We start from the raw sequence: 24715 nt of genomic DNA on the forward strand, positions 1-24715 counted from the left end.
CCGGGGGCGGAGCGTGAACAGCGCAGGTAACAGGTACCGCCCACCCTATTGCCTGGCGCCGCCCCCGCGGTCACCCCGCGTCGGGCCGCTCCCCACGCGGCTGCGGGAGCACCGGCTGGAGCACGAGCAGCCGCTCCACCAGGCGCAGGAACATGGCCGCGTCGCGCAGCAGGTCGTCGGCCTGCCGCCTGGTGGCCGCGCCGGGTATGCCCGCCTCGGCGCGGGCCCGCCGGGCGGCGCCGGAGGCGAAGAGGGCGCTCCACTCGGCCAGCTCGGGGGCCAGCTCCGGAAGGATCTCCCAGGCGCTGCGGATCGGTTCCCGGCGCCGGCGCGGGGGCTCGGGGCGGGCCCGTGCGGCGAGGACGGCGGCCGCGGTGCGCAGGGCGGCGAGGTGTGCGGTGGCGTACCGCTCGTTGGACACGGAGAGGACAGCTGCCTCGTCCAGGCCGGCGCGGGCCTGGGTGAGCAGATCGAGGGCGGCGGGCGGTGCGGCGGTGCGCCGGACCACGGGGTGGACATCGCGGGCCGGGCCGGTCGGTGAGGGAGCAGGGCCGTCTGCGCGGCGTCGCGGGGCGGCGGCTGCGGACGAGTGGGCCATGACAGAACCTCCTGTCTCGGTGACGGCTCTGTGGCCGTCTGTATCCATCGTGACGACCCCCACTGACAATCGACCCCCGCGCGGCCCTGACCTGGGCTTTTGCTTCGGTCGCACGTTCGGGCTACTTTTTGAACTGACCAGTCAGTTCATATTGAGGGGTGGGGGAGCGTGGAGAGTCCGCACGGGGCGGCCGTCACCGCCGAGGGCCTGGGGCTCGAAGGGCCGCGCGGCTGGGCCTTCCGGGGCGTGGGCTTCCGCGCGGAGCCCGGCGCCCTGATCGCCGTCGAGGGCCCGTCCGGCTCCGGCCGCACCTGCCTTCTGCTGTCCCTCACCGGCCGTATGCGCCCCACCGAGGGCGAGGCCGCGACCGCCGGCCTCGCGCTGCCGCGCCGGGCCGCCGCCGTCCGCCGCCTGGCGGCCCTCGGCCCGGTGCCCGGCGTCAGCGAGCTGGACCCGGCGTTCACGGTCGCCGAGCACCTGCGCGAGCGGGCCATGCTCCTGCGCCGCTACGACGGCTCCCCGCGCGCCCTGCTGCGCCGGCCCGGTGCGCGGTCCGCCGCCGCGCGGGCCCGGATCGACGCCGCCCTGGACGCCGCCGGGCTCGACCCCGCCACGCTGCCCAAGGCGGAGCGCACCGCCGTACGGGATCTGGAGCGGACCGAGGCACTGCGGCTGTCCGTGGCCCTCGCGCTGACGGGCCGGCCCCGGCTGCTCGCGGTGGACGACACCGACCTGAAGCTGTCCGACGCCGAGCGGGCCGAGGTGTGGCAGCTGCTGCGCTCCGTGGCCGCCGCCGGCACCACCGTCCTGGCCGTCTGCAGCAAGGCCCCCGAGGACGCCGTCACCGTACGCACGGGCACCGTCCCGGACACCACCGAAGCCACCACGCACGAGGAGGAACCGGCCGATGCGTTCGCCGAGACTGGCCGCGCTTGAGCTGAGGCGCTTCGGCAGGGGGCGGCTGCCGCGCGCCGCGCTCGTCGCGCTCCTGCTGCTCCCCCTGCTCTACGGCGCCCTCTACCTGTGGTCCTTCTGGGACCCGTACGGCCGGCTGGACCGCATCCCGGTCGCCCTGGTCAACGACGACAAGGGGGCGACCGCCGACGGCAAGCGCCTGGCGGCCGGCGACCAGATCACCGGCAAGCTCCTCGAATCGAAGACCTTCGACTGGCACGAGGTGAGCGCCGCCGAGGCCGAACGGGGCGTCGAGGACGGCACCTACTACCTCTCGCTGCGCATGCCCGCCGATTTCAGCGCGCGCATCGCCTCCAGCGCCGGTGACTCCCCCGAGACCGGCGCGCTCCAGGTGCGTACCAACGACGCGAACAACTACATCGTCGGGCAGATATCCCGGACCGTGTTCTCCGAGGTCCGCACGGCCGCGTCCGCCAACGCCTCGCGCGGGTTCCTCGACCGGATCTTCATCAGCTTCTCCGGTCTGCATGACGAGACCGCGAAGGCGGCGAAGGGCGCGACCGGCCTCAAGGACGGAATCGGCAAGGCGAAGAAGGGCTCGAAGGACCTCGCGGACGGACTGAAGGACGCGAAGAGCGGCAGCGGGAAGCTGGCCGGCGGGATCGTGAAGCTGGACCGGGGCGCGGGCGACCTGGAGACCGGTTCGCGCCAGGTCGCCGACGGCACCCAGCTCCTCGCCGACAAGGCCAACGGGGTCGCCGCCGACGTGCGCCCGTTCCTGAAGGACAACGGGAAGGCCATCGGCGACACCGCCCGGCTGGTCGCCGACGCGTCGAAGACCGTACGGGACAACCTGGACCTGCTCGTGAAGGCGGCGCCCACCGCCGCCACCGCCGCGCACACCGCCGCCGACGACCTCACCGACGTCCACCGCACCCGGTGCGAGGAGCAGCCGGACCCCGACCCCGCCGTCTGCCCGCCCCTGAAGCGGGCCGTGACGGCGGCGGCCGACGTCGCCGCCGTGGCCGACGACGTGAACGCCCTGGTCGAGAACCAGAACGGGGACCTCAGGAAGCTCCGCACCCGGCTGACCACGCTGGAGAAGCAGGCGAAGGCACTCGCCGCGCGCTCCCCGCACCTGGACGAGGACCTGGAAGCCGCCGTCAAGAAGATCAACGCGCTGAACACCGGCGCGCACAAGGTCGCCACCGGCGCGGACCGGCTGCACACAGGGCTGGGCACGGCGAAGACCGGCTCGGCCGACCTGAACACGGGCGTCGGCAAGCTCAAGAAGGGCGCCACGGACCTCGACAAGGGGCTGGTCCGCCTCAAGGACGGATCCGCCACGCTCGCCCAGGGGCTCGGCGACGGCGTCGACAAGATCCCCGACTACGGGAAGAAGGACCGCGACGCCCGTACGGAGGTCATGGCCGACCCCGTACGACTGGCATCGCAGTCGCTGCACTCCGCCCCGAACTACGGCACGGGCTTCGCGCCCTACTTCATCCCGCTCTCCCTCTGGGTCGGCGCGATGGTGGCGTACATGCTGATCCAGCCGCTCAGCAGGCGCGCGCTGGCCGCCGGGGCACCGTCCTGGCGGATCGCCCTCGCGGGCTGGCTGCCGGTGGCCGGGGTCGGGCTGCTCCAGACGGCCGCGCTGATGTCCGTGCTGCACTGGGGCCCCGGCCTGGACATGGCGCACACCGCCGGAACGCTCGGCTTCCTGGCACTGGTCACCTGCTGTTTCGCGGCGATCGTGCAGTGGCTGAACGCCTGCTTCGGCGCGGCCGGGCGCATCCTCGTCCTCGCGCTGCTGATGCTCCAGCTGACCTCGGCCGGCGGCACCTACCCCGTACAGACCAGTCCGGGCTTCTTCAACGCGATCCACCCGTACCTGCCGATGAGCTACGTCGTGGAGGGGCTGCGCCGGCTCATCACGGGCGGCGGGCCCGGACCGGTCTGGCAGGGCTGCGCGGTGCTCGCCGCCTTCACCGCCGGGGCGCTCGCGCTGACCGCCCTGTCGGCCCGCCGCAAGCAGATGTGGACACTGGAGCGGCTGCATCCGGAGCTGAGCCTGTGACCGGGCCGGGACCTGTGAGAATCAGGTCCATGGAAAGCAGTAGCAGCGCGCGCCGCCAGGCCACCCGGCAGAAGCTCTACGAAGCCGCCGTCACCCTCATCGCCGAGAAGGGCTTCTCGGCGACCACGGTGGACGAGATCGCCGACCGGGCCGGGGTCGCCAAGGGCACGGTCTACTACAACTTCAAGAGCAAGACCGAGCTCTTCGAGGAGCTGCTGCGCCACGGCGTCGGTCTGCTCGCCTCCTCGCTGCGCGCGGCGGCCGAGGAGACCGGCGCACGCGGCGGCAGCCGGGTCGAGGCGCTGGACGCCATGATCCGGGCCGGTCTGGTCTTCATCGACCGCTACCCGGCCTTCACCCAGCTGTACGTGGCCGAGCTGTGGCGCACCAACCGGGCCTGGCAGTCCACGCTGCTGGTGGTGCGCCGCGAGGCGGTCGCCGTGGTGGAGGGCGTCATCGCGGAAGGCGTGACGAGCGGCGAGCTGAGCGAGGAGATCGACGTGCCGTTGACGGCGGCGGCGCTGGTCGGGATGGTGCTGGTGGCGGCGCTGGACTGGCAGGCGTTCCAGCCGGAGCGCTCGATCGACGACGTGCACTCGGCGCTGTCCCTGCTGCTGCGCGGCCGCGTCAGCGGACACTGACGGCGCGCCCCCACCCGTACGCACGGAAGGCGCCGGTCGCGCGCGGCCCGTCCCCGAGCCCGCCCGACCGGCGCCTTCCGTGCTGCCGGAGGACCGTCCCCCGTGACCCCGTGTCCCCCGCGGTCCCGAAGTCCTCCGTCGCGCACCCCCGTTCGGAAGGGAGATGCCGCCCCGCCACCGCCGCCCCGTGCCGGCGGTGGCGGGGCGGCGCCCCTTCCGTGGACACCCACTCTGCCGTTCCGGCAGGTCGGGGCCCATCCGCGCGGCTACTCATCCCGCGCTCTGAGTACGGGTACTCAGACCCGGGTTCCACGCGCCCTGCCGGAGTGCCGGACCCGCTGGCTACGATCGCGTGCGTGTCGGTACTCCCTCTGGTGTTCACAAGCGGCTGGGCGAGCGGGATCAACGCGTACGCGGTGGTCCTCCTGCTCGGCATATTCGGCGCGACCGGTGTCAGCGACGAGGTGCCCGCCTCGCTCCAGCGCACGGACGTGCTCGTGGTCGTCGCGGTCCTCTTCCTCTGCGAGGCGGTCGCCGACAAGATCCCCTATGTCGACACCGCGTGGGACGCGGTGCACACCGTCGTCAGGCCGGTGGCGGGCGCGGTCGTGGCGGCGCTGCTGGCCGGCGAGAGCGGTTCCCTCCCGGAGATCGCGGCCGGTGCCATCGGAGGCTCGACCGCCCTGGTGAGCCATCTGGTGAAGGCCGGGACCCGGATGGCGGTCAACACCTCCCCCGAGCCCTTCAGCAACATCGCGCTGAGCGCCGTCGAGGACCTGGGCGTCGCGGGCGTCGTCACCTTCGCGATCTTCCATCCGTGGATCGCCGCCACCCTCGCCGGGACGCTCCTCGTCGCGGGCCTCGCGATCGTGATCTTCCTGGCCTCCCGCATCCGCAGGTTCTGGCGCCGCAGGGCGCAGCGCCGCGAGGAGAAGCGCCGGGGGCAGCAGCCCGTCGTCCCGCCTGCCGGAGCTCCCTGGGGCTGACGGACGGGCTGTCGGTGGCGGCCGTTAAGGTCGCCGCATGGCACGAATTGCGGTGATCGGCGCCGGGATGGGCGCGATGGCGGCGGCGGCCCGGCTGGCCGTGGCAGGCCACCGGGTGACGGTGTACGAGCGGTCGGAGACGTACGGCGGCTCGCTCGGCCGGTACGCCGACGAGGGCTTCACGTTCGACACCGGCCCGGGGCTCCTCCCCCTGCCCGCGGTCTACCGCGACCTGTTCGTGAAGACCGGCAAGGAGCCGCTGGAGCGGTGCGTCACGCTGACCCAGGTGGACCCGGCGAGCCGGCACCTCTTCGCGGACGGCACCTCCGTCTCCCTGCCGAACGCCTCGCGCGCCGGGACCGTCGCCGCCCTGGACGCCGCGCTCGGCGGTGGGGCGGGCGCGAGGTGGGGGGCGTTCCTCGACCGGGCCAGGGACGCCTGGGACCGCTCGCGGCGGCCGCTCCTGGAGGAGCCCCTGCGCACCGACTGGCAGGTGCTGGGCCGCGACCCGTATCCGGCCGAGGAGCGCCGGCGGCTGCTGCGCCCGGCGCGGCGGGCCGGGACGGTGGCGGAGATCGGCGCCTGGGAGCTGGCCGACCCCCGGCTGGCCGCCCTCCTCGACGGATACGCCCTCGCGTACGGCCTGGACCCCTCGCGCGCCCCGGCGGGCGCGGCCCTCCTGCCGTACATGGAGGAGACGTTCGGCACCTGGTACGTGAGCGGCGGCATGCGGGAGCTGGCCCGGGCGGTGTACGAGCGGTGCCTGGCCCGGAGGGTGGAGTTCGTCTTCGGCGCCGAGGTGGTCCGGGTCGTGGCGAAGGACGGCCGCGCGGCGGGCGTGGAGCTGGCGGACGGGACGGTCGCGGAGGCCGCCCACGTGGTGCTCGGCGCCCGGCCGTGGCCCGGCCTGGTGCCGGGTCAGGAGCTCTGGGCGGACGGGGATGTGACGGTGCGTGCGGACGGTGCGGGGGCGAGCGGCCGGTTCGTGGTGTTGCTGTCGCTGCGCGGCGGCCGGCCCGCGGACGCCGTGCACCGGACCGTGGTGCACCCGGCGGACGGGGCGGCCGAGCGCGAGGCGGTGTTCGGGGGCCGGCTCGCCACGCACCCCACGGTGACCGTGCTGCGCCCCGACGACCCGACGACCCGCCCCGACGCGGAGCACGAGGCGGTGACGCTGGTGGCGACGGTGGCCCCGCACGGCCGGGTGGACTGGACGGACGAGGCGTTGCGGGCCCGGTTCGCGCAGACGCTGACCGACGCGGCGGGCGCCGCGGTGCCGGGCCTGCGGGAGCGGGTGCTGCGGACGCGGGTGCGGACGCCCGCCGAGACGGCCGCGGACACGGGCGCCGAGGGCGGTGCCGTGCCGCCGCCGGCGCTGGGCGGTGCCGGCGGCGCGTTCCTGCACGCCGCCAACCGGACCCGGTTGCCGGGCCTGTTGCTGGCCGGCGGATGGTCCCATCCGGGCGGCGGACTCGCGCACGCGGGCATGTCCGGGGCGCTCGTCGCGGGGACCGTGGTGGAGGGGGAGGGCTTCCGCGGCTCGCGGTGAGCGGGGCGGGGACCTGCGGCCGGGGCCCTCAGTAGCGGTACTGCTCGTTGTGGCCGGTGTCGTAGCCGTTCGGGTACGGGGCGGGGGCGGCGGGCTGCTGCGGGTACTGCTCGCCCTCGCGCTGCTGGGGCACCCAGACGCCGCCCGGCGGGGTGTCCGTGCCGTAGGTGGCGCCCTGCGCGTAGGGGTCGGCGTACGGCCGGCGGTCGCCGTGGCCGTCGTAGGTCCCGTAGCCGTCGTACGTGTCGTACTGCGGGGTGCTCGCGGTGGTGCCGATGTACGGGTCGGAGTAGGCGGCGTAGCTCTGCGGGTCGGTGCCGTAGTCGTACGGTCCGGCCCCGGCGTAGGCGTCCTGGCCCTGGGGCTGGTGCGCCGGGTAGCCGTAGGGGTCGTACGCGTCCTGGCTCTGCGCGGCCTGGGGCTGGTGGGCCGGACGGGGCGGGGCGGGGTCGGTGTAGACGCCGTACTGGCCGGTGTCCTCGGGCATCGGCTCGGCCGCGTAGACGGCGGCGGGGCCGGACGGCGGGGCGGCCGGGACGTCGGGGGCGCCGCCCTCGTACTCCACCTCCAGGCCGGAGACCTCCAGCGTGGGCTTGCGGTCGCCGTTGCCGCGCCGGCGGCGGCTCTCGCCGGGCTTGCCGCCTATGGCCCAACCGGTGGAGAAGCCCTTGCGGAACGAGAGAGTGACATAGGTCTGCCCGGTGGCGAAGGCGACCGCGCCGAGGGCGATGACGGGCACGGACGGCATCAGGACGCCGATCACCACACCGAGGAAGCCGGTGAAGGCGAGGAGGCGCCAGCGCAGCCGCGCCTTGTACTGCAGCAGCACCTCGCCGAGCAGCCACAGCGCGACGACACCGAACGCGATGTAGAGGACCGTCCAGCCCATGCCCGCCCCCTTCTACGGCCACCGCCCCGGATGGTGGCGGGTACGGCCGGTCACGACTGCTTGTGCAGTCCGAGATTCTCGTAGATCTCGAGCGTCGCAGTCGAGTTGTTCAGCGTGATGAAGTGCAGTCCGGGCACACCCTCGGAGAGCAGCTTCGCGCAGAACCGCGTTGCGAAGTCGATGCCAATGGAGCGTACAGCGGCGGGGTCGTCCTTGGCGGCGAGGATGCCGTCTTTCAGCTCGTCCGGCATCGTCGCGTTGCTGAGCTGGGGGAACCGCTCCAACTGCCGGACGCTGGTGACCGGCATGACCTCGGGGATGATGGGCGTCTCGCAACCCGCCGCGACCACCCGGTCACGCATCCGGAGATACGCCTCGGGGTCGAAGAACATCTGCGTGATCGCGTAGTCGGCGCCCGCGCGGCACTTGTCCACGAAGTGCCGTACGTCGGTGTCCCAGTCGTCGGAGCGCGGGTGCCTCTCGGGGAACGCCGCGACGCCCACGCAGAAGTCGCCGGCCTCCTTGATCAGCCGGACCAGGTCCGCCGCGTACTTCACGCCCTGCGGGTGCTCGACCCAGGGGCCCATCGGGTCGCCCGGCGGGTCTCCGCGCACGGCGAGGATGTTCCGGATGCCGGCGTCCGCGTACTGGCCGACCATGTTGCGCAGTTCGGCGACCGAGTGGTCGACGGCCGTGAGGTGGGCGACCGGGGTGAGCGTGGACTCGGCGGCGATGTCCTGGGTGGCCTTCACCGTGCCGGCGCGGGTGGAGCCGCCGGCGCCGTACGTCACCGAGACGAAGCTCGGCGCGACGGCCTCGACCCGGCGCAGCGCGTTCCACAGGTTGCGCTCGCCCTTCTCGGTCTTGGGCGCCCAGAACTCGAACGAGTACGAAGTCTCGCCGGTCGCGAGCATCTCACGCACGGTGCGCGCGTGATCTGTCCTGGTGGAAGGTGTGCCAAGGGCCATACGGGCAGGTTAACCAGGGCGGGACGGGCTCCCAACCGAACCGGAGTCATTTGCCGGAATTGACTGATTCTTGTCCATCCTTCGGACAGACTCGTCCCAGGCCCGCCCCGGGGGCCGCCGCTTCGGACGCGGCCGCCCCGTCAGGCTCCGGCGCGCTCGCGGACCCGTCGTGCCAGCTCAGCGGCGGCCGCGCCCGGGTCGGACGCCTCGGTCAGGGCCCGCACGACGACGATCCGGCGGGCCCCGGCGTCCAGCACCTGGTCGAGGTTGTCCGCGTCGATGCCCCCGATGGCGAACCAGGGGCGGGCGGGGGCGAGCGAGGCGGCGTAGCGGACGAGGTCCAGACCGGGCGCGTGGCGGCCGGGCTTGGTCGGGGTGGGCCAGCAGGGGCCGGTGCAGAAGTAGTCCACGCCGGGCTCGGTGACGGCGGCGTCGACCTCGGCCTCGGCGTGCGTGGAGCGACCGATGACCGGCTCGGCGCCGATGATCGCGCGGGCCGCCGGCACCGGCAGGTCGCCCTGGCCGAGGTGCAGGACGTCGGAGCCGATGGCGTGGGCCACGTCCGCCCGGTCGTTGACGGCGAGGAGCTTGCCGTGCCGCTTGCAGGCGTCCGCGAGGACCGCGAGGTGGTCGAGCTCCTCGGCGGCCTCCATGCCCTTGTCGCGGAGCTGGACGATGTCCACCCCGCCGGCCAGGACCGCGTCGAGGAAGTCGGGCAGGTCGCCCTGGCGCCTGCGCGCGTCCGTGCACAGGTAGAGCCGGGCGTCGGACAGCTGCGAGCGAGGCGTGGACATGGTGCGGTTCCCCCCGGACGGTGACAACGGATGCGGTGCGCGGCGTGGGGAAGCGGGCCGCCCGCTCGTGCGGTGCGGCCCGCTTCCCCGGTCGGTTCAGACGGCGAGCGCCTGGGCGCGGCGCTTCACCTCCGTGCCGCGATTCTCACTCAGTGCCTGCGCGGGGGTGCCGGGCAGGGTCGGGTCGGGGGTGAAGAGCCATTCGAGCATCTCCTCGTCGGAGAAGCCGTCGTCCTTCAGGAGCGTCAGGGTCCCGGAGAGGCCCTTGACCACCTTGTCGCCGTCGATGAAGGCGGCGGGCACCTGAAGAGCCCGGTTCTCTCCACGGCGTACGGCGATGAGCTGGCCCTCCTTGACCAGCTGCCGCACACGCGTCACCTCGACATCGAGCATTTCCGCGATGTCGGGCAGGTAGAGCCAGGCAGGGACGAGAGCATCGATCTTTGCGTCAATCTCGGTCACGGGGACAAGCCTGCCATCCCGGACTGACAGCGGAAACCCGGACTCGGCCCTTCAGGGCCCGGGCCGTGACGGCAGAACCGCCGACTTCAGCGGTACGGAGGGTTCACCGGCCCGCTCCGCGTCGAGCCGGGCCCCCGCCTCGACGAGCCGGCGCCCCTGGGCCAGGTCGCGGGGGCGGCCGACCGCGAGCACCGCGACCAGGACGCCGTCGCGCAGCCAGCACACCGACCAGGCGGGTCCGGCCGGATCGCCGCGCCACAGCAGGGTGTCCGCGTCCGCGTGGTGTCCGGCGTACTGCACGAACCGGCCGAACTGCTCGGACCAGAAATAGGGCACGGGGTCGTAGGGCGGGATGTCCTCCGTGTCGTCGGCGGCGGTGATGTGCGCGGCGGCGGTCCTGGGCCCCTGGAGGGCGTTGTCCCAGTGGTGGACGACCAGGCGGGTGCCGTAGCGGGCCGAGGGGAAGGAGGCGCAGTCGCCGACCGCGTACACGTCGGGCAGTGAGGTGCGCAGCGCCGCGTCGGCGGTCACCGAGCCCTCGGGCCCGAGCACGATGCCGGAGCCGGCGAGCCAGCCGGTGGCGGGGCGGGCGCCGATGCCGACGACGACCGCGCCGGCCGGGAGGGTGCGCCCGTCGGCGAGGACCACCGTGCCGGGCTCGACGCGGGCGACCCGGGCGCCGGTGAGGAGCCGCGCGCCGCTCTCCTCGTACCAGGCGGCCATCGGGGCGGCGACCTCGGCGGGCAGGGCGCCGGCCAGGGGGCGGTCGGCGGCCTCCACGACGGTGACCTCGCAGCCGGCGGCGCGGGCGGCGGTGGCGAACTCGGCGCCGATCCAGCCCGCTCCGACGACCACGACGGGGTGTCCCGCTTCGAGGACGGGGCGCAGCCGGGCCGCGTCGTCGAGGGTGCGCAGCAGATGGACGCCGGGGACGCCGTCGGAGCCGGGCAGGGCGACGGGTTCGGCGCCGGTGGCCAGGACCAGGACGTCGTAGGGGACCGGGCCCCTGGAGGTGTCCAGTTCGTGGTCGCCGGCGCGCACCCCGGTGACCTCGCAGCCCAGGCGCAGGGCGATGCCCAGCGCCTCGAAGTCGATGTCGAAGGCGGACTCCTCGGCCTTGCCGAGCAGCACCGCCTTGGACAGCGGGGGGCGGTCGTAGGGCTGGTGGGGTTCGGCGCCGATCAGCGTGACCGGGCCGGTGAAGCCCTGTTCCCGCAGGGCGACGGCGGTCTGCACACCCGCCATGCCCGCGCCCGCGACGACGACCCGGCGTTCCGACCGCTCTGCCCGCTGCTGCTCGCTCACCCGTCCACCTTACGTAGCTGACCGGGCGTCAGGAAGGGTGGCCCTCCCGACCCCGGGGGACGGGGTTTAGGGTGGCCACCGTAAGACACGCGGGAGCCCGGGCGCACCGGGCTGAGAGGGAGGCTGGCGGCCTCCGACCGTACGAACCTGATCCGGGTCATGCCGGCGAAGGGAGGGGCTGGACGCCCATGCGCACCCATCCCACCGAAGGGTCCGACGTCCTCGTCGTCGGGGGCGGCGTCATCGGTCTGGTGACCGCCTGGCGGGCCGCGCAGCGCGGTCTGTCCACCGCGCTCGCCGACCCCGAACCGGGCGGCGGAGCGGCCCGGGTGGCGGCCGGGATGCTGGCCGCCGTCACCGAACTGCACTACGGCGAGGAGATGCTGCTCGGGCTCAACCTCGCCTCCGCCCGGCGCTATCCGTCGTTCACGGCCGAACTGGAGGAGGCGAGCGGGCAGGACACCGGCTTCCGCGCCTGCGGCACCCTGGCCGTCGCGCTCGACGCCGACGACCGCGCCCATCTGCGCGAACTCCACGAGCTGCAACGCCGCTCGGGGCTGGAGTCGGAGTGGCTGACGGGGCGCGAGTGCCGCCGCCTGGAGCCGATGCTCGCCCCGGGCATACGCGGCGGGCTGCGGGTGGACGGCGACCACCAGGTCGACCCGCGCCGCCTCGCCGCCGCGCTGCTCACCGCCTGCGAGCGGGCCGGCGTGGTCTTCCACCGCCGCCGGGCCGACCGCCTCTCGCTGGTGTCGGACCGGGCCGTGGGGGCCGTGCTCGACGACGGTACGGAGGTGGCCGCCGGCCAGGTCGTGCTCGCCGGGGGCAGCCTCAGCGGCCGGCTCGCCGGGGTGCCCGCCCACGTCCTGCCACCGGTGCGCCCGGTCAAGGGCCAGGTGCTGCGCCTCACCGTGCCCCCGGCGTACGCCCCCTTCCTCTCGCGCACCGTACGCGCGGTGGTCCGGGGCAGCCACGTCTATCTCGTACCGCGCGAGAACGGTGAGCTGGTCGTCGGCGCCACCACCGAGGAGATGGGCTGGGACACCACCGTCACGGCGGGCGGGGTCTACGAGCTGCTGCGCGACGCCCACGAGCTGGTGCCCGGCATCACCGAGCTGCCGCTCACCGAGACCCGCGCCGGCCTTCGCCCCGCGTCCCCCGACAACGCCCCGCTGCTCGGCCGCACCGCGCTGCCCGGCCTCCACCTCGCCACCGGCCACGGCCGCAACGGGGTGCTGCTCACCCCCGTCACCGGGGACGCCATGGCGTCGCTGCTGGCCGACGGCGAGCTGCCCGAGGCGGCCCGCCCCTTCTCCCCCGGCCGGTTCGCCCCGGTCCCCGCACCCCAGGAGCAGCCCGCATGACCGAGCCCACCGCGCTCACCGTGTCCGTGAACGGCGCACCGGCCGTCGTCGCGCCCGGCACGACCCTGGACGCCCTCGTCGCGTCGCTGACCGACGCGCCGACGGGGGTGGCCGCCGCGCTCAACGAGACCGTGGTGCCGCGCGGCCAGTGGCCCGCCGCCGCGCTCACCGACGGCGACCGGGTCGAGGTCCTGACCGCGGTCCAGGGAGGCTGACCGTGTCCGACGACCTGTTCACCCTCGGGGGCACCGACTTCACCTCGCGGCTGATCATGGGCACCGGCGGGGCGCCCAGCCTGGACGTGCTGGAGCGGTCGCTGACCGCGTCCGGCACCGAGCTGACCACCGTGGCCATGCGCCGCCTCGACCCGACCGTGCAGGGCTCGGTGCTCTCCGTGCTGCGGAAGCTGTCCATCCGGGTGCTGCCGAACACCGCCGGCTGCTACACCGCCGGGGAGGCCGTGCTCACCGCCCGGCTGGCCCGTGAGGCCCTGGGCACGGACTGGGTCAAGCTGGAGGTGGTGGCCGACGAGCGGACCCTGCTGCCCGACCCGGTCGAGCTGCTGGACGCCGCCGAGATCCTGGTGGACGACGGGTTCACCGTGCTGCCGTACACCAACGACGACCCGGTCCTGGCCCGGAAGCTGGAGGACGTGGGGTGCGCGGCGGTCATGCCGCTCGGCTCCCCCATCGGCTCGGGCCTGGGCATCCGCAACCCGCACAACTTCCAGCTGATCACCGAGCGGGCCGGAGTGCCGGTGATCCTGGACGCCGGCGCCGGCACCGCGTCGGACGCGGCGCTCGCGATGGAGCTGGGGTGCTCCGCGGTGATGCTCGCCTCGGCGGTGACCCGGGCCCAGGAGCCGGAGCTGATGGCCGCCGCGATGCGGCACGCGGTGGAGGGCGGGCGGCTCGCGTACCGGGCCGGGCGCATCCCGCGCCGCCACTTCGCGCAGGCCTCGTCGCCGGCGGCCGGGCGGGCGGTGCTCGATCCGGAGCGGCCGGCCTTCTGACACCCTCGCGCGCCGCCCGGGCCGGGCCAACGTGCCGGAATCCACAGTTCCGGGGCCCGGGGGCAGTCGGAGGCCGGGATTCCGGCCCCGGGCGGCGCGCCCCTGTCACGGCTCGGCTGCAGTACTGCGCCGGGTTCGCTCCACCGCGGCGGGCCTGTCCGCGGCGGCTCGTAGACTCGCATGGTGGATACGACCCTCCAGGACCCCCTCGTCGGGCAGCTGCTCGACGGCCGCTACCGCGTCGATGCCCGCATCGCCGTGGGCGGCATGGCCACGGTCTACCGGGCCATGGACACGCGGCTCGACCGGGTGCTCGCCCTCAAGGTGATGCACCCGGCGCTGGCGACCGACGCCTCGTTCGTCGAGCGCTTCATCCGCGAGGCGAAGTCGGTGGCGCATCTCGCCCACCCCAACGTGGTCGGCGTCTTCGACCAGGGCGCCCAGGGTCAGTACGTCTACCTCGCCATGGAGTACGTCGCCGGGTGCACGCTGCGCGACGTGCTGACCGAGCGCGGCGCGCTCCGGCCGCGGGCCGCGCTGGACATCCTGGAGTCGGTGCTCGCCGCCCTCGGCGCTGCGCACCGGGCGGGCTTCGTGCACCGCGACATGAAGCCGGAGAACGTGCTGATCGGGGACGACGGCCGGGTCAAGGTCGCCGACTTCGGCCTGGTCCGGGCCGTGGACGCGGTCACGAACACCACCGGGACGATCCTCGGCACCGTCTCGTACCTCGCCCCGGAGCAGATCGAGCACGGCACGGCGGACACCCGGGCCGACGTGTACGCCTGCGGGGTCGTGCTGTACGAGATGCTGACCGGCGACAAGCCGCGTGACGGGGAGTCCCCCGCCCAGGTCATCTACCAGCATCTGCACGAGGACGTGCCGCCGCCGTCCGCCGCCGTCCCGGGTCTGGCGCCCGAGCTGGACGCGCTGGTGGCGAGCGCCACCGCCCGGGACCCGGAGGCCCGCCCGTTCGACGCGGTGGAGCTGCTCGCCGGGGCCCGCCGGGCGCGCGCCGCGCTCACGGACGCGCAGCTCGACGCCGTACCGCCGCAGGCCCGGCCGGAGCCCGGTCCGGACGGTGCGGCGGAGGGGAGCGACGCGCGGACGACGGTGATCCCCCGGGTCCTGCCGGAGGACCTGGGCACCGCCCACCACACGAGCCGGCTGGAGATGCCCCCGCCCACGCCCCCGCAGCACCCGCTGCCGCCCCGCCGGACCGGGCCGCTCGGCAGCCCCCGGCGCGGGCTGCTCGCGGCGGTGCTCGCGGCGGTGCTCGCGGTCCTGCTCGTCCTGGGCGTCGGCAGCGGTGTCTGGTACATCAACTCCGGGCAGTTCACGAAGGTCCCCTCGTTGCTGGGCCAGACCGAGAAGGCGGCCGAGAAGCGGCTTTCGGACGCGGGCCTGGAGCTGAAGGGCGTGAAGCGGGCCTTCAGCGACACCGTCGACCGGGGCAAGGTGATCAGCAGCGACCCCGACTCCGGCGCGCGGATCAGGGGCAACGGCTCGGTCACCCTCGTCGTGTCGCGCGGCCCCGAGATCGTGGACGTGCCCGATGTCGTGGGGGTCCGGCTCGCCGACGCCAAGCGGCAGCTGAAGGAGGCGGGCCTGCTCCCGGGCATGGTCACCAAGGAGTTCAGCGAGGACGTGGCGGCCGGCGAGGTGGTGCGTACGGACCCGGACGCGGGCACCGAGCGCCATTCTGACTCGGCGGTCGCGATCGTCGTGTCCAAGGGCAGCCCGGTCACGGTCCCGGATGTCACCGGGCTCTCCGTGGACGACGCCACCGACACGCTGGCCGACGAGGGGCTGAAGGTGAAGGTGAAGCCCGGCCGGGTGCACTCGCCGGAGGACGAGGGCGATGTCGCCGTCCAGTCACCGGAGGAGGGCGCCGAAGCGGCCGAGGGCGACACCGTGACGGTGACGGTCTCCGACGGGCCGCGCATGATCGACGTGCCGGACGTGGTCGGCAAGGACGTGGACGACGCCACGGACGAGCTGGAAGCGGCGGGCTTCGATGTCAAGGTCGACCGCGGGTTCCTCTCCTTCAGCGACAAGGTCTCCAGCCAGTCCGTGGACGGCGGCGACCGGGCCCCCGAGGGCAGCACCATCACCATCAAGACCAAGGGACTGTAGAGATCCGTATGCGCAACCCCGTCGGCGGCCATGTCCCCGTGGCCGGCGGCCTCGCCAAGGCCGGCCTCCCCTATGCCCGCGAGATGGGCGCCGAGGCCGTCCAGGTCTTCGTCGCCAACCCGCGCGGCTGGGCCACCCCGGCCGGGAATCCGGCCCAGGACGCCCTGTTCCGCGAGCAGTGCGCCGCCGAGTCGATACCGGCGTACGTGCACGCTCCGTACCTGATCAACTTCGGCTCGCACACCCCGGCGACGGTGGAGCGGTCCGTGGAGTCGCTGCGCCACTCGCTGCGCCGTGCCCGCGAGATCGGGGCGCTGGGCGTCGTGGTGCACACGGGGTCGGCGACCGGCGGACGGCCCCGCGAGGAGGCGCTGGCGCAGGTACGGACGCACATGCGGCCGCTGCTGGACGAGCTGACGCACGACGACGACCCGTTCCTGCTGCTGGAGTCCACCGCCGGACAGGGATCCTCGCTCTGCTCGCGGACCTGGGACTTCGGCCCGTACTTCGAGGCCCTGGACGCCCATCCGAAGCTCGGGGTCTGCCTGGACACCTGCCACATCTTCGCGGCGGGGCACGACCTGGCCGGGCCGGGCGGGATGAAGGAGACGCTGGACCTGCTGGTGGAGACGGTCGGCGAGGGCCGGCTGAAGCTCGTCCACGCCAATGACTCCAAGGACGTCTCGGGCGCCCACAAGGACCGGCACGAGAACATCGGCTCGGGCCACATCGGCGAGGAGCCGTTTTGCGAACTGTTCGCGCACCCGGCCACCGAGGGCGTACCGCTGGTGATCGAGACGCCGGGCGGCAAGGAGGGCCACGCGGCGGACGTGGCCCGGCTCCAGGCGCTGCGCGACGGCGCGTGACCCCCGCGGGGGCGCCCGGTCAGAGTTCGGGGCCCTCCCCGGGCTCCTCCTGGTAGGAGTAGCGCTGTTCCCTCCAGGGGTCGCCGATGTTGTGGTAGCCGCGCTCCTCCCAGAAGCCGCGGCGGTCGGCGGTCATGTACTCGATGCCCCGGACCCACTTGGGGCCCTTCCACGCGTACAGATGGGGAACGACGAGCCGGAGCGGGAAGCCGTGCTCGGCGGTGAGCAGTTCGCCGCCCTTGTGGGTGGCGAACAGGGTCCGGTCGGAGAGGAAGTCGTCCAGCCGGAGGTTGGAACTGAAGCCGTACTCGGCCCAGACCATCACGTGCGTGACCTGAGGGGCGGGGGGCGCGAGAGCGACCACATCGCGGGCGAGCACACCGCCCCACTCGGCGCCCAGCATGCTGAATTTCGTGACGCAGTGGAGATCCGCGACGACCGAGGAGAACGGCAGCGCCGAGAATTCCTCGTGGTTCCAGCAGTGCTTCTCACCGTCGGCGGTCGCGCCGAAGACGCGGAATTCCCAGCGCTCCGGTTTGAACTTGGGGACCGGCCCGTAGTGGGTCACCGGCCATCCGCGCTGCAGCCGCTGGCCCGGCGGAAGCTCGGACTGCTCTGACGCGCGGTGTTCCCGGCTTTCCGGCTGACCCATGTCTCCATGGTGACAGACAGGCAGGGGTGGTCGTGACCAGGGCGGAGGCGATTCGGGCAACTCATACTAAGCATGCACTTACTGGACGGTCACCGGGGCGGGTGCGAGGATGCCGCCAACGTGCCCGGTCCACCGCTGGAAGGAGCCTCTGCGATGCAGGGCGACCCCGAGGTCATCGAGTTCCTGAATGAACAGCTGACCGCCGAATTGACGGCCATCAACCAGTACTTCCTGCACGCGAAGATGCAGGACAACTTCGGCTGGACGAAGCTCGCGAAATACACGCGCGCCGAGTCCTTCGACGAGATGAAGCACGCGGAGATCCTGACCGACCGCATTCTCTTCCTCGACGGTCTGCCGAACTACCAGCGGCTGTTCCATGTGAGGGTCGGCCAGACGGTCACCGAGATGTTCCAGGCGGACCGGCAGATCGAGGTCGAGGCGATCGACCGCCTCAAGCGCGGGATCGAGCTGATGCGCAACAAGGGCGACATCACGTCGGCGAACATCTTCGAGTCGATCCTCGCGGACGAGGAGCACCACATCGACTACCTCGACACCCAGCTGGACCTGGTCGAGAAGCTGGGCGAGCCGCTGTACATCGCGCAGCTCATCGAGCAGCCGGAGAGCTGACCGCGCTCAAGCGGCCTCGGGGAGCCCTTCCACCGGAGCGTCGGAGGTGGCGGGCGTCTGCTTCCGTTCCAGGAGCTCACGGCGCGGGCAGGCGCCCCGGCCGAGCATCGCCTGGATGGTGCGGACACAGCCGCCGCAGTCCGTGCCGGCCTTGGAGGCCGAGGCGATCTGGCGGGGCGTGCAGGCCCCGGCCGCCGCATGGTCCTTGACCTGCTGCTCCGTAACGCCGAAGCACGAGCAGACGTACATGCGGTTCACCTCCCGGGCGGGGACGGGTCGTGGGCGCCGCCCCGATGATCGGTGAGGCTAACCTAACCTTACCCGCCGCCCGGGGGTGGTAAAAGCCCGGGAACGCCCTGTGGGGCACGGATCACATCGATCCGTGCCCCACAGTCGTACGGTGCTGCCCGCCGTGACGCCGCCGACAATCGCGGGCGAGGTCGTTACTGGTCGCGGTACATCTCGGCGACGAGGAAGGCCAGGTCGAGCGACTGGCTGCGGTTGAGCCGGGGGTCGCAGGCCGTCTCGTAACGCTGGTGGAGGTCGTCCACGAAGATCTCGTGGCCGCCGCCGACGCACTCGGTGACGTCGTCGCCGGTCAGCTCGACGTGGATGCCGCCGGGGTGCGTGCCGAGGCCCTTGTGCACCTCGAAGAAGCCCTTGACCTCGTCCAGGACGTCGTCGAAGCGGCGCGTCTTGTGGCCGGAGGCCGCCTCGAAGGTGTTGCCGTGCATCGGGTCGGTCACCCAGGCGACGGTGGCGCCGGACGCGGTGACCTTCTCGACCAGCTCGGGCAGCTTGTCGCGGACCTTGTCGGCGCCCATCCGGACGATGAACGTCAGCCGGCCGGGCTCGCGCTCGGGGTCGAGGCGCTCGATGTAGCCCAGGGCCTCGTCGACGGTGGTCGTCGGGCCGAGCTTGATCCCGATCGGGTTGCGGATCCTGGAGGCGAACTCGATGTGCGCCCCGTCCATCTGGCGGGTCCGCTCACCGATCCACACCATGTGGCCCGAGGTGTCGTACAGGTGGCCGGTTCGCGAGTCGGTGCGGGTCAGCGCCGACTCGTAGTCCAGCAGCAGGGCCTCGTGCGAGGCGTAGAACTCGACGGCCTTGAACTCGGCGGGGTCGGTGCCGCACGCCTTCATGAAGTTCAGCGCGTTGTCGATCTCGCGGGCCAGGGCCTCGTAGCGCTGGCCGGACGGGGACGACTTCACGAAGTCCTGGTTCCACGCGTGCACCTGGCGCAGGTCGGCGTAACCGCCGGTGGTGAAGGCGCGCACGAGGTTCAGCGTGGAGGCGGACGCGTGGTACATCCGCTTCAGCCGCTCCGGGTCGGGCACGCGGTCGGCCTCGGTGAAGGCGAAGCCGTTGACGGAGTCGCCCCGGTAGGTCGGCAGGGTCACGCCGTCGCGGGTCTCGGTCGGCTTGGAGCGCGGCTTGGAGTACTGGCCGGCGATCCGGCCGACCTTGACGACGGGCACGGAGGCCGCGTAGGTGAGGACGGCGCTCATCTGGAGCAGCGTCTTCAGCTTGGCGCGGATGTGCTCGGCCGACACGGCGTCGAATGCCTCGGCGCAGTCTCCGCCCTGCAACAGGAACGCCTCGCCCTTGGCGACGGCTCCCATACGGTCACGCAGCTGGTCGCACTCGCCCGCGAAGACGAGCGGCGGATACGACGCGAGGTCCGCGAGTACATCGCGCAGCGCCTCGGAGTCGGGGTACTCGGGCTGCTGCGCCGCGGGAAGGTCTCGCCAGGTGTTGCCACCGGCGACGGAGGTATTGGCGTTCACGGTCACGGCGTCCACATTACGGGGTCGCGCCCCCTCCGTTCCCCGCTTGCCCAGTCACTGAGACGGACGTCTCGGCACGGTCGGTGCCGGGGCTGTCCGGGCGGCCTGCTAGCCTCACGGTTTTCGACGTTGAACAACGTTGGACAAGTGGACATCGAGGGTGGGGACTTGAAGCGGAATCACCGTAGGGACCTCAAGAAGAGACGGCTGCTGATCGGCGCCGGCGCCGCCGTGGTCGCGACCGCGACGATCGGCACCCTGGCCCTCGCGGCGCAGGGCCCCGACTCCACGGGCGCCGAGCCCGCTTCGGCATCCGCCGTGCTCCAGGCCCAGTTCGCGGACGCGGCCCGTGAGTTCGACGTGCCCCAGAGCGTGCTGATGGCGGTCTCGTACCGGCAGACGCGCTGGGAGAGCCACGACGGCCAGCCGAGTACGACCGGCGCGTACAACGTCATGGGGCTGACCAGTGTGTCGCCCGGGGACGTGGAGCAGCCGGACGACAAGGAACGCCTGGCACACATGAACATGTCCGGCCGGCCGGACATCGAGAAGACCTTCGACGCCGCGAAGGCGCTGCGCGACCTGCCGAAGAAGACGGTCGACACCTCCGACCCCCGGCTGCACACGCTGGACGAGGCCGCCGAGCTGATCGACACGGACACGACGTCGGTACGCGACGACACCGAGGACAGCATCCGCGCGGGCGCGGCCCTGCTCGCCGAGTACCAGCGCGACGCGAAGGGCTCCCTGTCCGACGACGCCTCGCAGTGGTATCCGGCGGTGGCGCGGTTCAGCCAGTCGCCGGACAAGAAGGGGGCCGACCTCTTCGCGAAGCGCGTCTTCGACTCGATCCGTACGGGCGCGAGCGCGGTCACCCAGGACGGTCAGCAGGTCTCGCTGCCCGCCGACCCGTCGGTCGAGCCGGTCAAGCCGGCGAACGTGCCGCTGGCCGCCTCCTTCGCGAGCACCGCCGCGACCCCCACCCCGGAGTGCCCGTCCGGTCTGAACTGCAACTTCGTGCAGGCCAAGACGTCGAGCACGGGCCAGCGCAGCTACACCCCGGCCGTGCGCCCCGACCAGGGCGTCGACATCCGGCAGATCGTGATCCACGACACCGAGGCCGACTACGCGAGCTCACTCTCCACGCTCACCAGCCCGAGCGCGGCAGCGAGCGCGAACTACCTGATCCGCGCCTCGGACGGGCTCGTCACGCAGATGGTCGAGAACAAGGACCTGGCGTGGCACGCGGGCAACTGGTCGCTCAACATGCACTCGATCGGCGTGGAGCACGAGGGCTACGCGATCAAGGAGGGCAAGTGGTACTCGGAGCCGCAGTACGAGTCCTCCGCCGCCCTGGTGAAGTTCCTGGCCGACACGTACGGCGTCCCGCTGGACCGTGAGCACATCATCGGCCACGACGCGGTGCCCGTCTTTCTGGACGACAAGTCCGACGACACCCACTGGGACCCGGGCCCGTTCTGGGACTGGAACCACTTCATGGGCCTGATGGGCGCACCGACGGGTGCCGGCGGCGCCGGCGGCCCGGTCAAGGCGGGGCAGCTGGTGCGCGTGGTACCGCCGTTCACCACGGCCAACCAGCCGAAGCTGACGGCCGGCACCAAGGCGGTCACCAAGCAGCCGGCGAACTTCGGTTACCTGTACACCTCGCCGTCGACCAGCGCCACCACGCTGAGCGACCCCTACTTCTCGGCGCTGTGGAGCGAGGGCTCCAACTGGTCGAACAAGGTCCGCGCGGGCGACACCTATGTCGTCGCCGAGGCGAAGGCCGACTGGACGGCGATCTGGTACGGCGGGAAGAAGGGCTGGTTCTACAACCCGGGCGGCCAGTACACCGTGCCGCTCGCCGCGGCCCCGCGCGTCGTGAAGGCCAAGGCCGGGGTGACGGTCCGGATCTACGGGCGCGCCTACCCGGAGACGGCCGCCTATGACGCGGCGGGCCTGGAGGCCCCCACGGACAACCCGGACTACCTGACGAAGTACACGCTGCCCTCGGGACAGGGGTACACCCTGGCCGGCTCCGAGGTGAAGGGCGACGACTGGTTCGGCTCCGCCCAGAAGGACGTCGTCGGCTCCACCTCGTACCTGCCGATCCGGTACAACCACCGGCTGGCGTGGGTGAAGGCGAGCGACGTCCAGACCTCCACGAGCGTGGCCCCGGTCTCCGCGGCCGACCGCTACAACATGATCGGCCGCGACAGCGCCGGCCGCATCTGGCAGTACCAGGGCACCGGGAGCGCCTCCTCCCCGTACTACCGCCGCTACCAGGCGGGCTACGGCTGGGGCAGCTACACGGCGATCACCGCGATGACCGCGCTGCGCGCGGACGGCACGGGCGACTTCGTGGCCCGCGACAAGGACGGCGTCCTCTGGTACTACCGGGGCAGCGGCAACCCGGACAAGCTGTACCAGGCCCGGCTCAAGGTCGGCAGCGGCTGGAACCAGTACAACAGCCTCACCGGCATGCGCGACCTCGACGGTGACGGCAAGGCCGACCTGATCGCCCGCAACAGTTCCGGCGTGATCTATTTCTACAAGGGCACCGGCGAGCCGTCGAAGCCCTTCGCGCCCAAGGCGCAGATCGGCACCGGCTGGCAGATCTACGACCAGATCGTCTCGACCGGCGACCTGAACGGCGACGGCAAGGCGGACTTCGTGGCCCGGGACAAGTCCGGGGTCCTGTGGATCTACACCGGCACCGGCTCGGCCACCAAGCCGTACGCCGCGCGCGTCAAGATCGGTTCGGGCTGGGGCACGTACAAGCTGCTGCTCGGCCCGAGCGACCTGGACCGTGACGGCCGGGGCGACCTGGTCGGCGTGGACTCGGCCGGAGATTTCTGGTTCTACCACTCCACCGGCAAGGTGACCGCCCCGTTCGCGACGAAGTCGCAGGTCGGGGACGGCTGGGAGATCTACAACACCCTGTTCTAAACGGCAGGGCGTCCCAGGAGCGCGGGGCCCTTTCCCATCCGGCCGGGTGGGAAAGGGCCCCGCCGCCGTCCGGCGTGGGTTAGGGTACGGGGCATGTTCGCGCACTCGACCCGTAACTGGTGGTGGACCGCTCATCCGGCGGCCCGCTGATCGCGCGTACACACTGACGCAGAGGCCGCCCGAGGGGCGGCCTTTTCCGTGTCCACGGGCCGTTCCTCCCAGCTGATTCCCTGGAAGGAACCGACCATGAGCTTCGACCGACTCCTGCGCGAGGACTGCCCGCCGTTCGCCCTCCTGCGCCGCCGCACCCCCGGCCACGACCACGACACCGTCGAGGTGCTGATCGGCCGGGTGCACGAGGCGGACCGGCTCGCCGACATCCCCGTCGGCGACCGTCCGTCGCTGGCGCTGGTGCCGTTCCGGCAGATCGCGGAGCGCGGCTTCGACGTACGCGACGACGGCACACCGCTGTCGGTCCTGGTCGCGGACGAGACGTACACGATGACCCTGGACGAGGCGCTGGACGCGCTCCCCCGCCATGAAGTCCGCGTGGACGACGGGGCGTTCGACGTCAGCGACGAGGAGTACGCCGGCACGGTGCGCCGGGTGATCGAGGACGAGATCGGCCGGGGCGAGGGCGCTAACTTCGTGATCCGGCGGACGTTCCGGGGCCGGATCGAGGGATTCGGACGGGCGGACGCGCTGGCCCTGTTCCGGCGGCTGCTGGCGGGCGAGCGGGGGGCGTACTGGACGTTCGTCGTGCACACGGGGGAGAGAACGCTGGTCGGCGCCAGCCCCGAGGTGCATGTGCGGATGTCCGGCGGGACCGTCGTGATGAACCCGATCAGCGGCACCTACCGCTATCCCGCCGAGGGGCCCACCCCCGAGCACCTGCTCGCCTTCCTCGGGGACCGCAAGGAGACCGAGGAGCTCTCCATGGTGGTGGACGAGGAGCTGAAGATGATGTGCACGGTCGGCGACATGGGCGGGGTGGTGATCGGCCCGCGCCTGAAGGAGATGGCCCATCTCGCGCACACCGAGTACGAGCTGCGCGGACGCTCCTCGCTGGACGTGCGGGAGGTGCTGCAGGAGACCATGTTCGCGGCGACCGTCACCGGCTCCCCCGTGCAGAACGCCTGCCGGGTCATCGAGCGGTACGAGGACGGCGGGCGCGGCTACTACGCGGGCGCGCTGGCCCTGCTGCGCCGGGAGGCCGACGACACCCAGACCCTGGACTCGCCGATCCTGATCCGGACCGCCGACATCGACGCGGACGGCACGCTGCGGGTACCGGTCGGGGCGACCCTGGTGCGCCACTCCGACCCGGAGAGCGAGGTCGCCGAGACCCACGCGAAGGCGGCCGGGGTCCTGGCCGCCCTCGGCGTGCGCCCGGCCCGCCCCGAGGCGGAGCGGGAGCGGCCCCGGCTGGCCGACGACCCCCGGGTGCGGGCGGCCCTGGACGCCCGACGGGACGGGCTCGCCCCGTTCTGGCTGCGGATGCAGGAGCGCGCCGCCGACCGCGTCGGCCACGCCCTGGTGGTGGACGGCGAGGACACGTTCACCGCGATGCTCGGGCACCTGCTGCGCGCCTCGGGGCTCGACGTCACCGTGCGCCGCTACGACGAGCCGGGACTGCGCGAGGCGGTGCGGGCGCACGAGGGGCCCGTGGTCCTCGGCCCCGGCCCGGGGAATCCGGGGGACGCGGCCGACCCGAAGATGCGGCTGCTGCGCGCGTTGGCCGCCGAGCTGGTGCGGGAGCACCGGCACGGGCTGCTCGGGGTGTGCCTGGGCCATGAGCTGATCGCGGCCGAACTGGGCCTGGAGATCGTCCGCAAGGCGGTGCCGTACCAGGGGGCGCAGACCCGTATCGACCTGTTCGGGCGGCCCGAGACGGTCGGCTTCTACAACAGCTTCACGGCGCGCTGCGACGGCTCCGGGGCGGCGGAGCTGGCGGCGCACGGCATCGAGGCGAGCCGGGACGAGGTGTCCGGGGAGCTGCACGCGCTGCGCGGGCCCGGGTTCGCCTCGGTGCAGTTCCACCCGGAGTCGGTGCTGACGCTGCGCGGTGCGGCGATCGTGTCCGAGCTGCTGGCGGGGCTGCCGGTGCGCGGCTGAGAGAGGCGGAG

At 72.9% G+C, this 24715-nt stretch carries 23 protein-coding genes and 1 riboswitch; of the genes, 14 read left to right on the forward strand and 9 right to left on the reverse strand.

The window, feature by feature from the left end:
• Positions 1 to 70 precede the first annotated feature (70 nt).
• The gene (locus ACLQ2N_RS19715; RefSeq protein ID WP_425814723.1) at positions 71 to 598 is read right to left on the reverse strand and encodes an SAV_6107 family HEPN domain-containing protein; all 528 of its coding nucleotides are present in this window, start codon (positions 596 to 598) and stop codon (positions 71 to 73) included.
• 168 nt (positions 599 to 766) lie between these two features.
• On the opposite strand from ACLQ2N_RS19715, the gene ACLQ2N_RS19720 reads away from it, so the two are divergent.
• The 5 genes from ACLQ2N_RS19720 to ACLQ2N_RS19740 all read left to right on the forward strand — a co-directional run bounded on the left by ACLQ2N_RS19720 (position 767) and on the right by ACLQ2N_RS19740 (position 6769).
• Positions 767 to 1534 (forward strand): ATP-binding cassette domain-containing protein, encoded by a 768-nt coding sequence (locus tag ACLQ2N_RS19720; protein WP_425814725.1) that lies wholly within the window; start codon positions 767 to 769, stop codon positions 1532 to 1534.
• Positions 1506 to 3593, forward strand: coding sequence for a YhgE/Pip family protein (locus ACLQ2N_RS19725; protein WP_425814727.1), 2088 nt, complete (start codon positions 1506 to 1508; stop codon positions 3591 to 3593). Before ACLQ2N_RS19720 ends, ACLQ2N_RS19725 begins: the two co-directional genes overlap by 29 nt.
• 29 nt (positions 3594 to 3622) lie before the next feature.
• On the forward strand, positions 3623 to 4234 hold the full coding sequence (locus tag ACLQ2N_RS19730) for a TetR/AcrR family transcriptional regulator (protein WP_425814729.1): 612 nt from the start codon (positions 3623 to 3625) through the stop codon (positions 4232 to 4234).
• Between the two features lie 356 nt (positions 4235 to 4590).
• Positions 4591 to 5220 carry a DUF4126 domain-containing protein gene (locus tag ACLQ2N_RS19735; protein ID WP_425814731.1) on the forward strand — a complete coding sequence of 210 codons (630 nt, stop codon included), beginning with the start codon at positions 4591 to 4593 and terminating at the stop codon, positions 5218 to 5220.
• A gap of 37 nt (positions 5221 to 5257) precedes the next feature.
• A complete protein-coding gene (locus tag ACLQ2N_RS19740) occupies positions 5258 to 6769 on the forward strand; it encodes a phytoene desaturase family protein (protein WP_425814733.1) in 1512 nt (503 codons plus the stop codon).
• Positions 6770 to 6797: 28 nt separating this feature from the next.
• Here the strand turns inward: ACLQ2N_RS19740 and ACLQ2N_RS19745 are convergent, their stop codons facing one another.
• The 5 genes from ACLQ2N_RS19745 to ACLQ2N_RS19765 all read right to left on the reverse strand — a co-directional run bounded on the left by ACLQ2N_RS19745 (position 6798) and on the right by ACLQ2N_RS19765 (position 11187).
• On the reverse strand, positions 6798 to 7658 hold the full coding sequence (locus ACLQ2N_RS19745) for a hypothetical protein (protein WP_425814735.1): 861 nt from the start codon (positions 7656 to 7658) through the stop codon (positions 6798 to 6800).
• Between the two features lie 50 nt (positions 7659 to 7708).
• Complete coding sequence (metF, locus tag ACLQ2N_RS19750; RefSeq protein WP_425814737.1) at positions 7709 to 8626, reverse strand: methylenetetrahydrofolate reductase [NAD(P)H]; 918 nt, start codon at positions 8624 to 8626, stop codon at positions 7709 to 7711.
• A 140-nt stretch (positions 8627 to 8766) separates the two neighbouring features.
• Positions 8767 to 9420 (reverse strand): thiamine phosphate synthase, encoded by a 654-nt coding sequence (gene thiE / locus ACLQ2N_RS19755; RefSeq protein ID WP_425814739.1) that lies wholly within the window; start codon positions 9418 to 9420, stop codon positions 8767 to 8769.
• Positions 9421 to 9516: 96 nt separating this feature from the next.
• Positions 9517 to 9882 carry an Rv2175c family DNA-binding protein gene (locus tag ACLQ2N_RS19760; protein WP_425814741.1) on the reverse strand — a complete coding sequence of 122 codons (366 nt, stop codon included), beginning with the start codon at positions 9880 to 9882 and terminating at the stop codon, positions 9517 to 9519.
• 51 nt (positions 9883 to 9933) lie between these two features.
• A complete protein-coding gene (locus tag ACLQ2N_RS19765) occupies positions 9934 to 11187 on the reverse strand; it encodes an NAD(P)/FAD-dependent oxidoreductase (RefSeq protein ID WP_425814743.1) in 1254 nt (417 codons plus the stop codon).
• 79 nt (positions 11188 to 11266) lie between these two features.
• A riboswitch (TPP riboswitch) is annotated at positions 11267 to 11378 on the forward strand.
• On the opposite strand from ACLQ2N_RS19765, the gene thiO reads away from it, so the two are divergent.
• The 5 genes from thiO to ACLQ2N_RS19790 all read left to right on the forward strand — a co-directional run bounded on the left by thiO (position 11376) and on the right by ACLQ2N_RS19790 (position 16565).
• Positions 11376 to 12551, forward strand: a complete 1176-nt coding sequence (thiO, locus tag ACLQ2N_RS19770) for a glycine oxidase ThiO (RefSeq protein ID WP_425814745.1) — start codon at positions 11376 to 11378, stop codon at positions 12549 to 12551. Its footprint overlaps the riboswitch before it by 3 nt.
• Positions 12548 to 12766, forward strand: coding sequence for a sulfur carrier protein ThiS (thiS, locus tag ACLQ2N_RS19775; protein WP_425814747.1), 219 nt, complete (start codon positions 12548 to 12550; stop codon positions 12764 to 12766). Before thiO ends, thiS begins: the two co-directional genes overlap by 4 nt.
• Positions 12767 to 12768: 2 nt before the next feature.
• Positions 12769 to 13563, forward strand: a complete 795-nt coding sequence (locus tag ACLQ2N_RS19780; RefSeq protein ID WP_425814749.1) for a thiazole synthase — start codon at positions 12769 to 12771, stop codon at positions 13561 to 13563.
• A 183-nt stretch (positions 13564 to 13746) separates the two neighbouring features.
• Positions 13747 to 15699: a Stk1 family PASTA domain-containing Ser/Thr kinase gene (gene pknB, locus ACLQ2N_RS19785; protein ID WP_425815037.1), complete on the forward strand. Its 1953-nt coding sequence runs from the start codon at positions 13747 to 13749 to the stop codon at positions 15697 to 15699.
• Positions 15700 to 15707: 8 nt separating this feature from the next.
• Entirely contained in the window at positions 15708 to 16565 is an 858-nt protein-coding gene (locus tag ACLQ2N_RS19790; RefSeq protein WP_425814751.1) for a deoxyribonuclease IV, read from the forward strand.
• Positions 16566 to 16584: 19 nt separating this feature from the next.
• Here the strand turns inward: ACLQ2N_RS19790 and ACLQ2N_RS19795 are convergent, their stop codons facing one another.
• The gene (locus ACLQ2N_RS19795; protein WP_425814753.1) at positions 16585 to 17217 is read right to left on the reverse strand and encodes a sulfite oxidase-like oxidoreductase; all 633 of its coding nucleotides are present in this window, start codon (positions 17215 to 17217) and stop codon (positions 16585 to 16587) included.
• A gap of 153 nt (positions 17218 to 17370) precedes the next feature.
• Here ACLQ2N_RS19795 and bfr point away from each other — a divergent pair, with 153 nt between their 5' ends.
• Positions 17371 to 17850, forward strand: a complete 480-nt coding sequence (bfr, locus tag ACLQ2N_RS19800) for a bacterioferritin (protein WP_361032745.1) — start codon at positions 17371 to 17373, stop codon at positions 17848 to 17850.
• A gap of 6 nt (positions 17851 to 17856) precedes the next feature.
• Here the strand turns inward: bfr and ACLQ2N_RS19805 are convergent, their stop codons facing one another.
• Together ACLQ2N_RS19805 and ACLQ2N_RS19810 are read right to left on the reverse strand one after the other, a co-directional pair.
• Complete coding sequence (locus ACLQ2N_RS19805; RefSeq protein WP_425814755.1) at positions 17857 to 18099, reverse strand: (2Fe-2S)-binding protein; 243 nt, start codon at positions 18097 to 18099, stop codon at positions 17857 to 17859.
• A gap of 194 nt (positions 18100 to 18293) precedes the next feature.
• On the reverse strand, positions 18294 to 19640 hold the full coding sequence (locus ACLQ2N_RS19810) for a class II 3-deoxy-7-phosphoheptulonate synthase (protein ID WP_425815039.1): 1347 nt from the start codon (positions 19638 to 19640) through the stop codon (positions 18294 to 18296).
• A 168-nt stretch (positions 19641 to 19808) separates the two neighbouring features.
• Here ACLQ2N_RS19810 and ACLQ2N_RS19815 point away from each other — a divergent pair, with 168 nt between their 5' ends.
• From ACLQ2N_RS19815 to ACLQ2N_RS19825, 3 genes are all read left to right on the forward strand, one after another.
• On the forward strand, positions 19809 to 22589 hold the full coding sequence (locus ACLQ2N_RS19815) for an N-acetylmuramoyl-L-alanine amidase (protein ID WP_425814757.1): 2781 nt from the start codon (positions 19809 to 19811) through the stop codon (positions 22587 to 22589).
• Between the two features lie 93 nt (positions 22590 to 22682).
• A complete protein-coding gene (locus ACLQ2N_RS19820; protein WP_073968448.1) occupies positions 22683 to 22739 on the forward strand; it encodes a trp operon leader peptide in 57 nt (18 codons plus the stop codon).
• Between the two features lie 96 nt (positions 22740 to 22835).
• Positions 22836 to 24704, forward strand: a complete 1869-nt coding sequence (locus tag ACLQ2N_RS19825) for an anthranilate synthase family protein (RefSeq protein ID WP_425814759.1) — start codon at positions 22836 to 22838, stop codon at positions 24702 to 24704.
• The last annotated feature ends 11 nt before the right edge of the window (positions 24705 to 24715 follow it).

It is taken from the genome of Streptomyces sp. DT224 (assembly GCF_049844595.1).
In the GTDB taxonomy this organism is placed as follows: Bacteria; Actinomycetota; Actinomycetes; order Streptomycetales; family Streptomycetaceae; genus Streptomyces.

Coding starts and splice junctions, on each gene's coding strand:
- ACLQ2N_RS19715 (WP_425814723.1), bottom strand. CDS start 598: ATGGCCCACTCGTCCGCAGCCGCCGCCCCGCGACGCCGCGCAGACGGC.
- ACLQ2N_RS19725 (WP_425814727.1), top strand. CDS start 1,506: ATGCGTTCGCCGAGACTGGCCGCGCTTGAGCTGAGGCGCTTCGGCAGG.
- ACLQ2N_RS19730 (WP_425814729.1), top strand. CDS start 3,623: ATGGAAAGCAGTAGCAGCGCGCGCCGCCAGGCCACCCGGCAGAAGCTC.
- ACLQ2N_RS19740 (WP_425814733.1), top strand. CDS start 5,258: ATGGCACGAATTGCGGTGATCGGCGCCGGGATGGGCGCGATGGCGGCG.
- ACLQ2N_RS19745 (WP_425814735.1), bottom strand. CDS start 7,658: ATGGGCTGGACGGTCCTCTACATCGCGTTCGGTGTCGTCGCGCTGTGG.
- metF (WP_425814737.1), bottom strand. CDS start 8,626: ATGGCCCTTGGCACACCTTCCACCAGGACAGATCACGCGCGCACCGTG.
- thiE (WP_425814739.1), bottom strand. CDS start 9,420: ATGTCCACGCCTCGCTCGCAGCTGTCCGACGCCCGGCTCTACCTGTGC.
- thiO (WP_425814745.1), top strand. CDS start 11,376: ATGCGCACCCATCCCACCGAAGGGTCCGACGTCCTCGTCGTCGGGGGC.
- thiS (WP_425814747.1), top strand. CDS start 12,548: ATGACCGAGCCCACCGCGCTCACCGTGTCCGTGAACGGCGCACCGGCC.
- ACLQ2N_RS19790 (WP_425814751.1), top strand. CDS start 15,708: ATGCGCAACCCCGTCGGCGGCCATGTCCCCGTGGCCGGCGGCCTCGCC.
- ACLQ2N_RS19795 (WP_425814753.1), bottom strand. CDS start 17,217: ATGGGTCAGCCGGAAAGCCGGGAACACCGCGCGTCAGAGCAGTCCGAG.
- bfr (WP_361032745.1), top strand. CDS start 17,371: ATGCAGGGCGACCCCGAGGTCATCGAGTTCCTGAATGAACAGCTGACC.
- ACLQ2N_RS19805 (WP_425814755.1), bottom strand. CDS start 18,099: ATGTACGTCTGCTCGTGCTTCGGCGTTACGGAGCAGCAGGTCAAGGAC.
- ACLQ2N_RS19825 (WP_425814759.1), top strand. CDS start 22,836: ATGAGCTTCGACCGACTCCTGCGCGAGGACTGCCCGCCGTTCGCCCTC.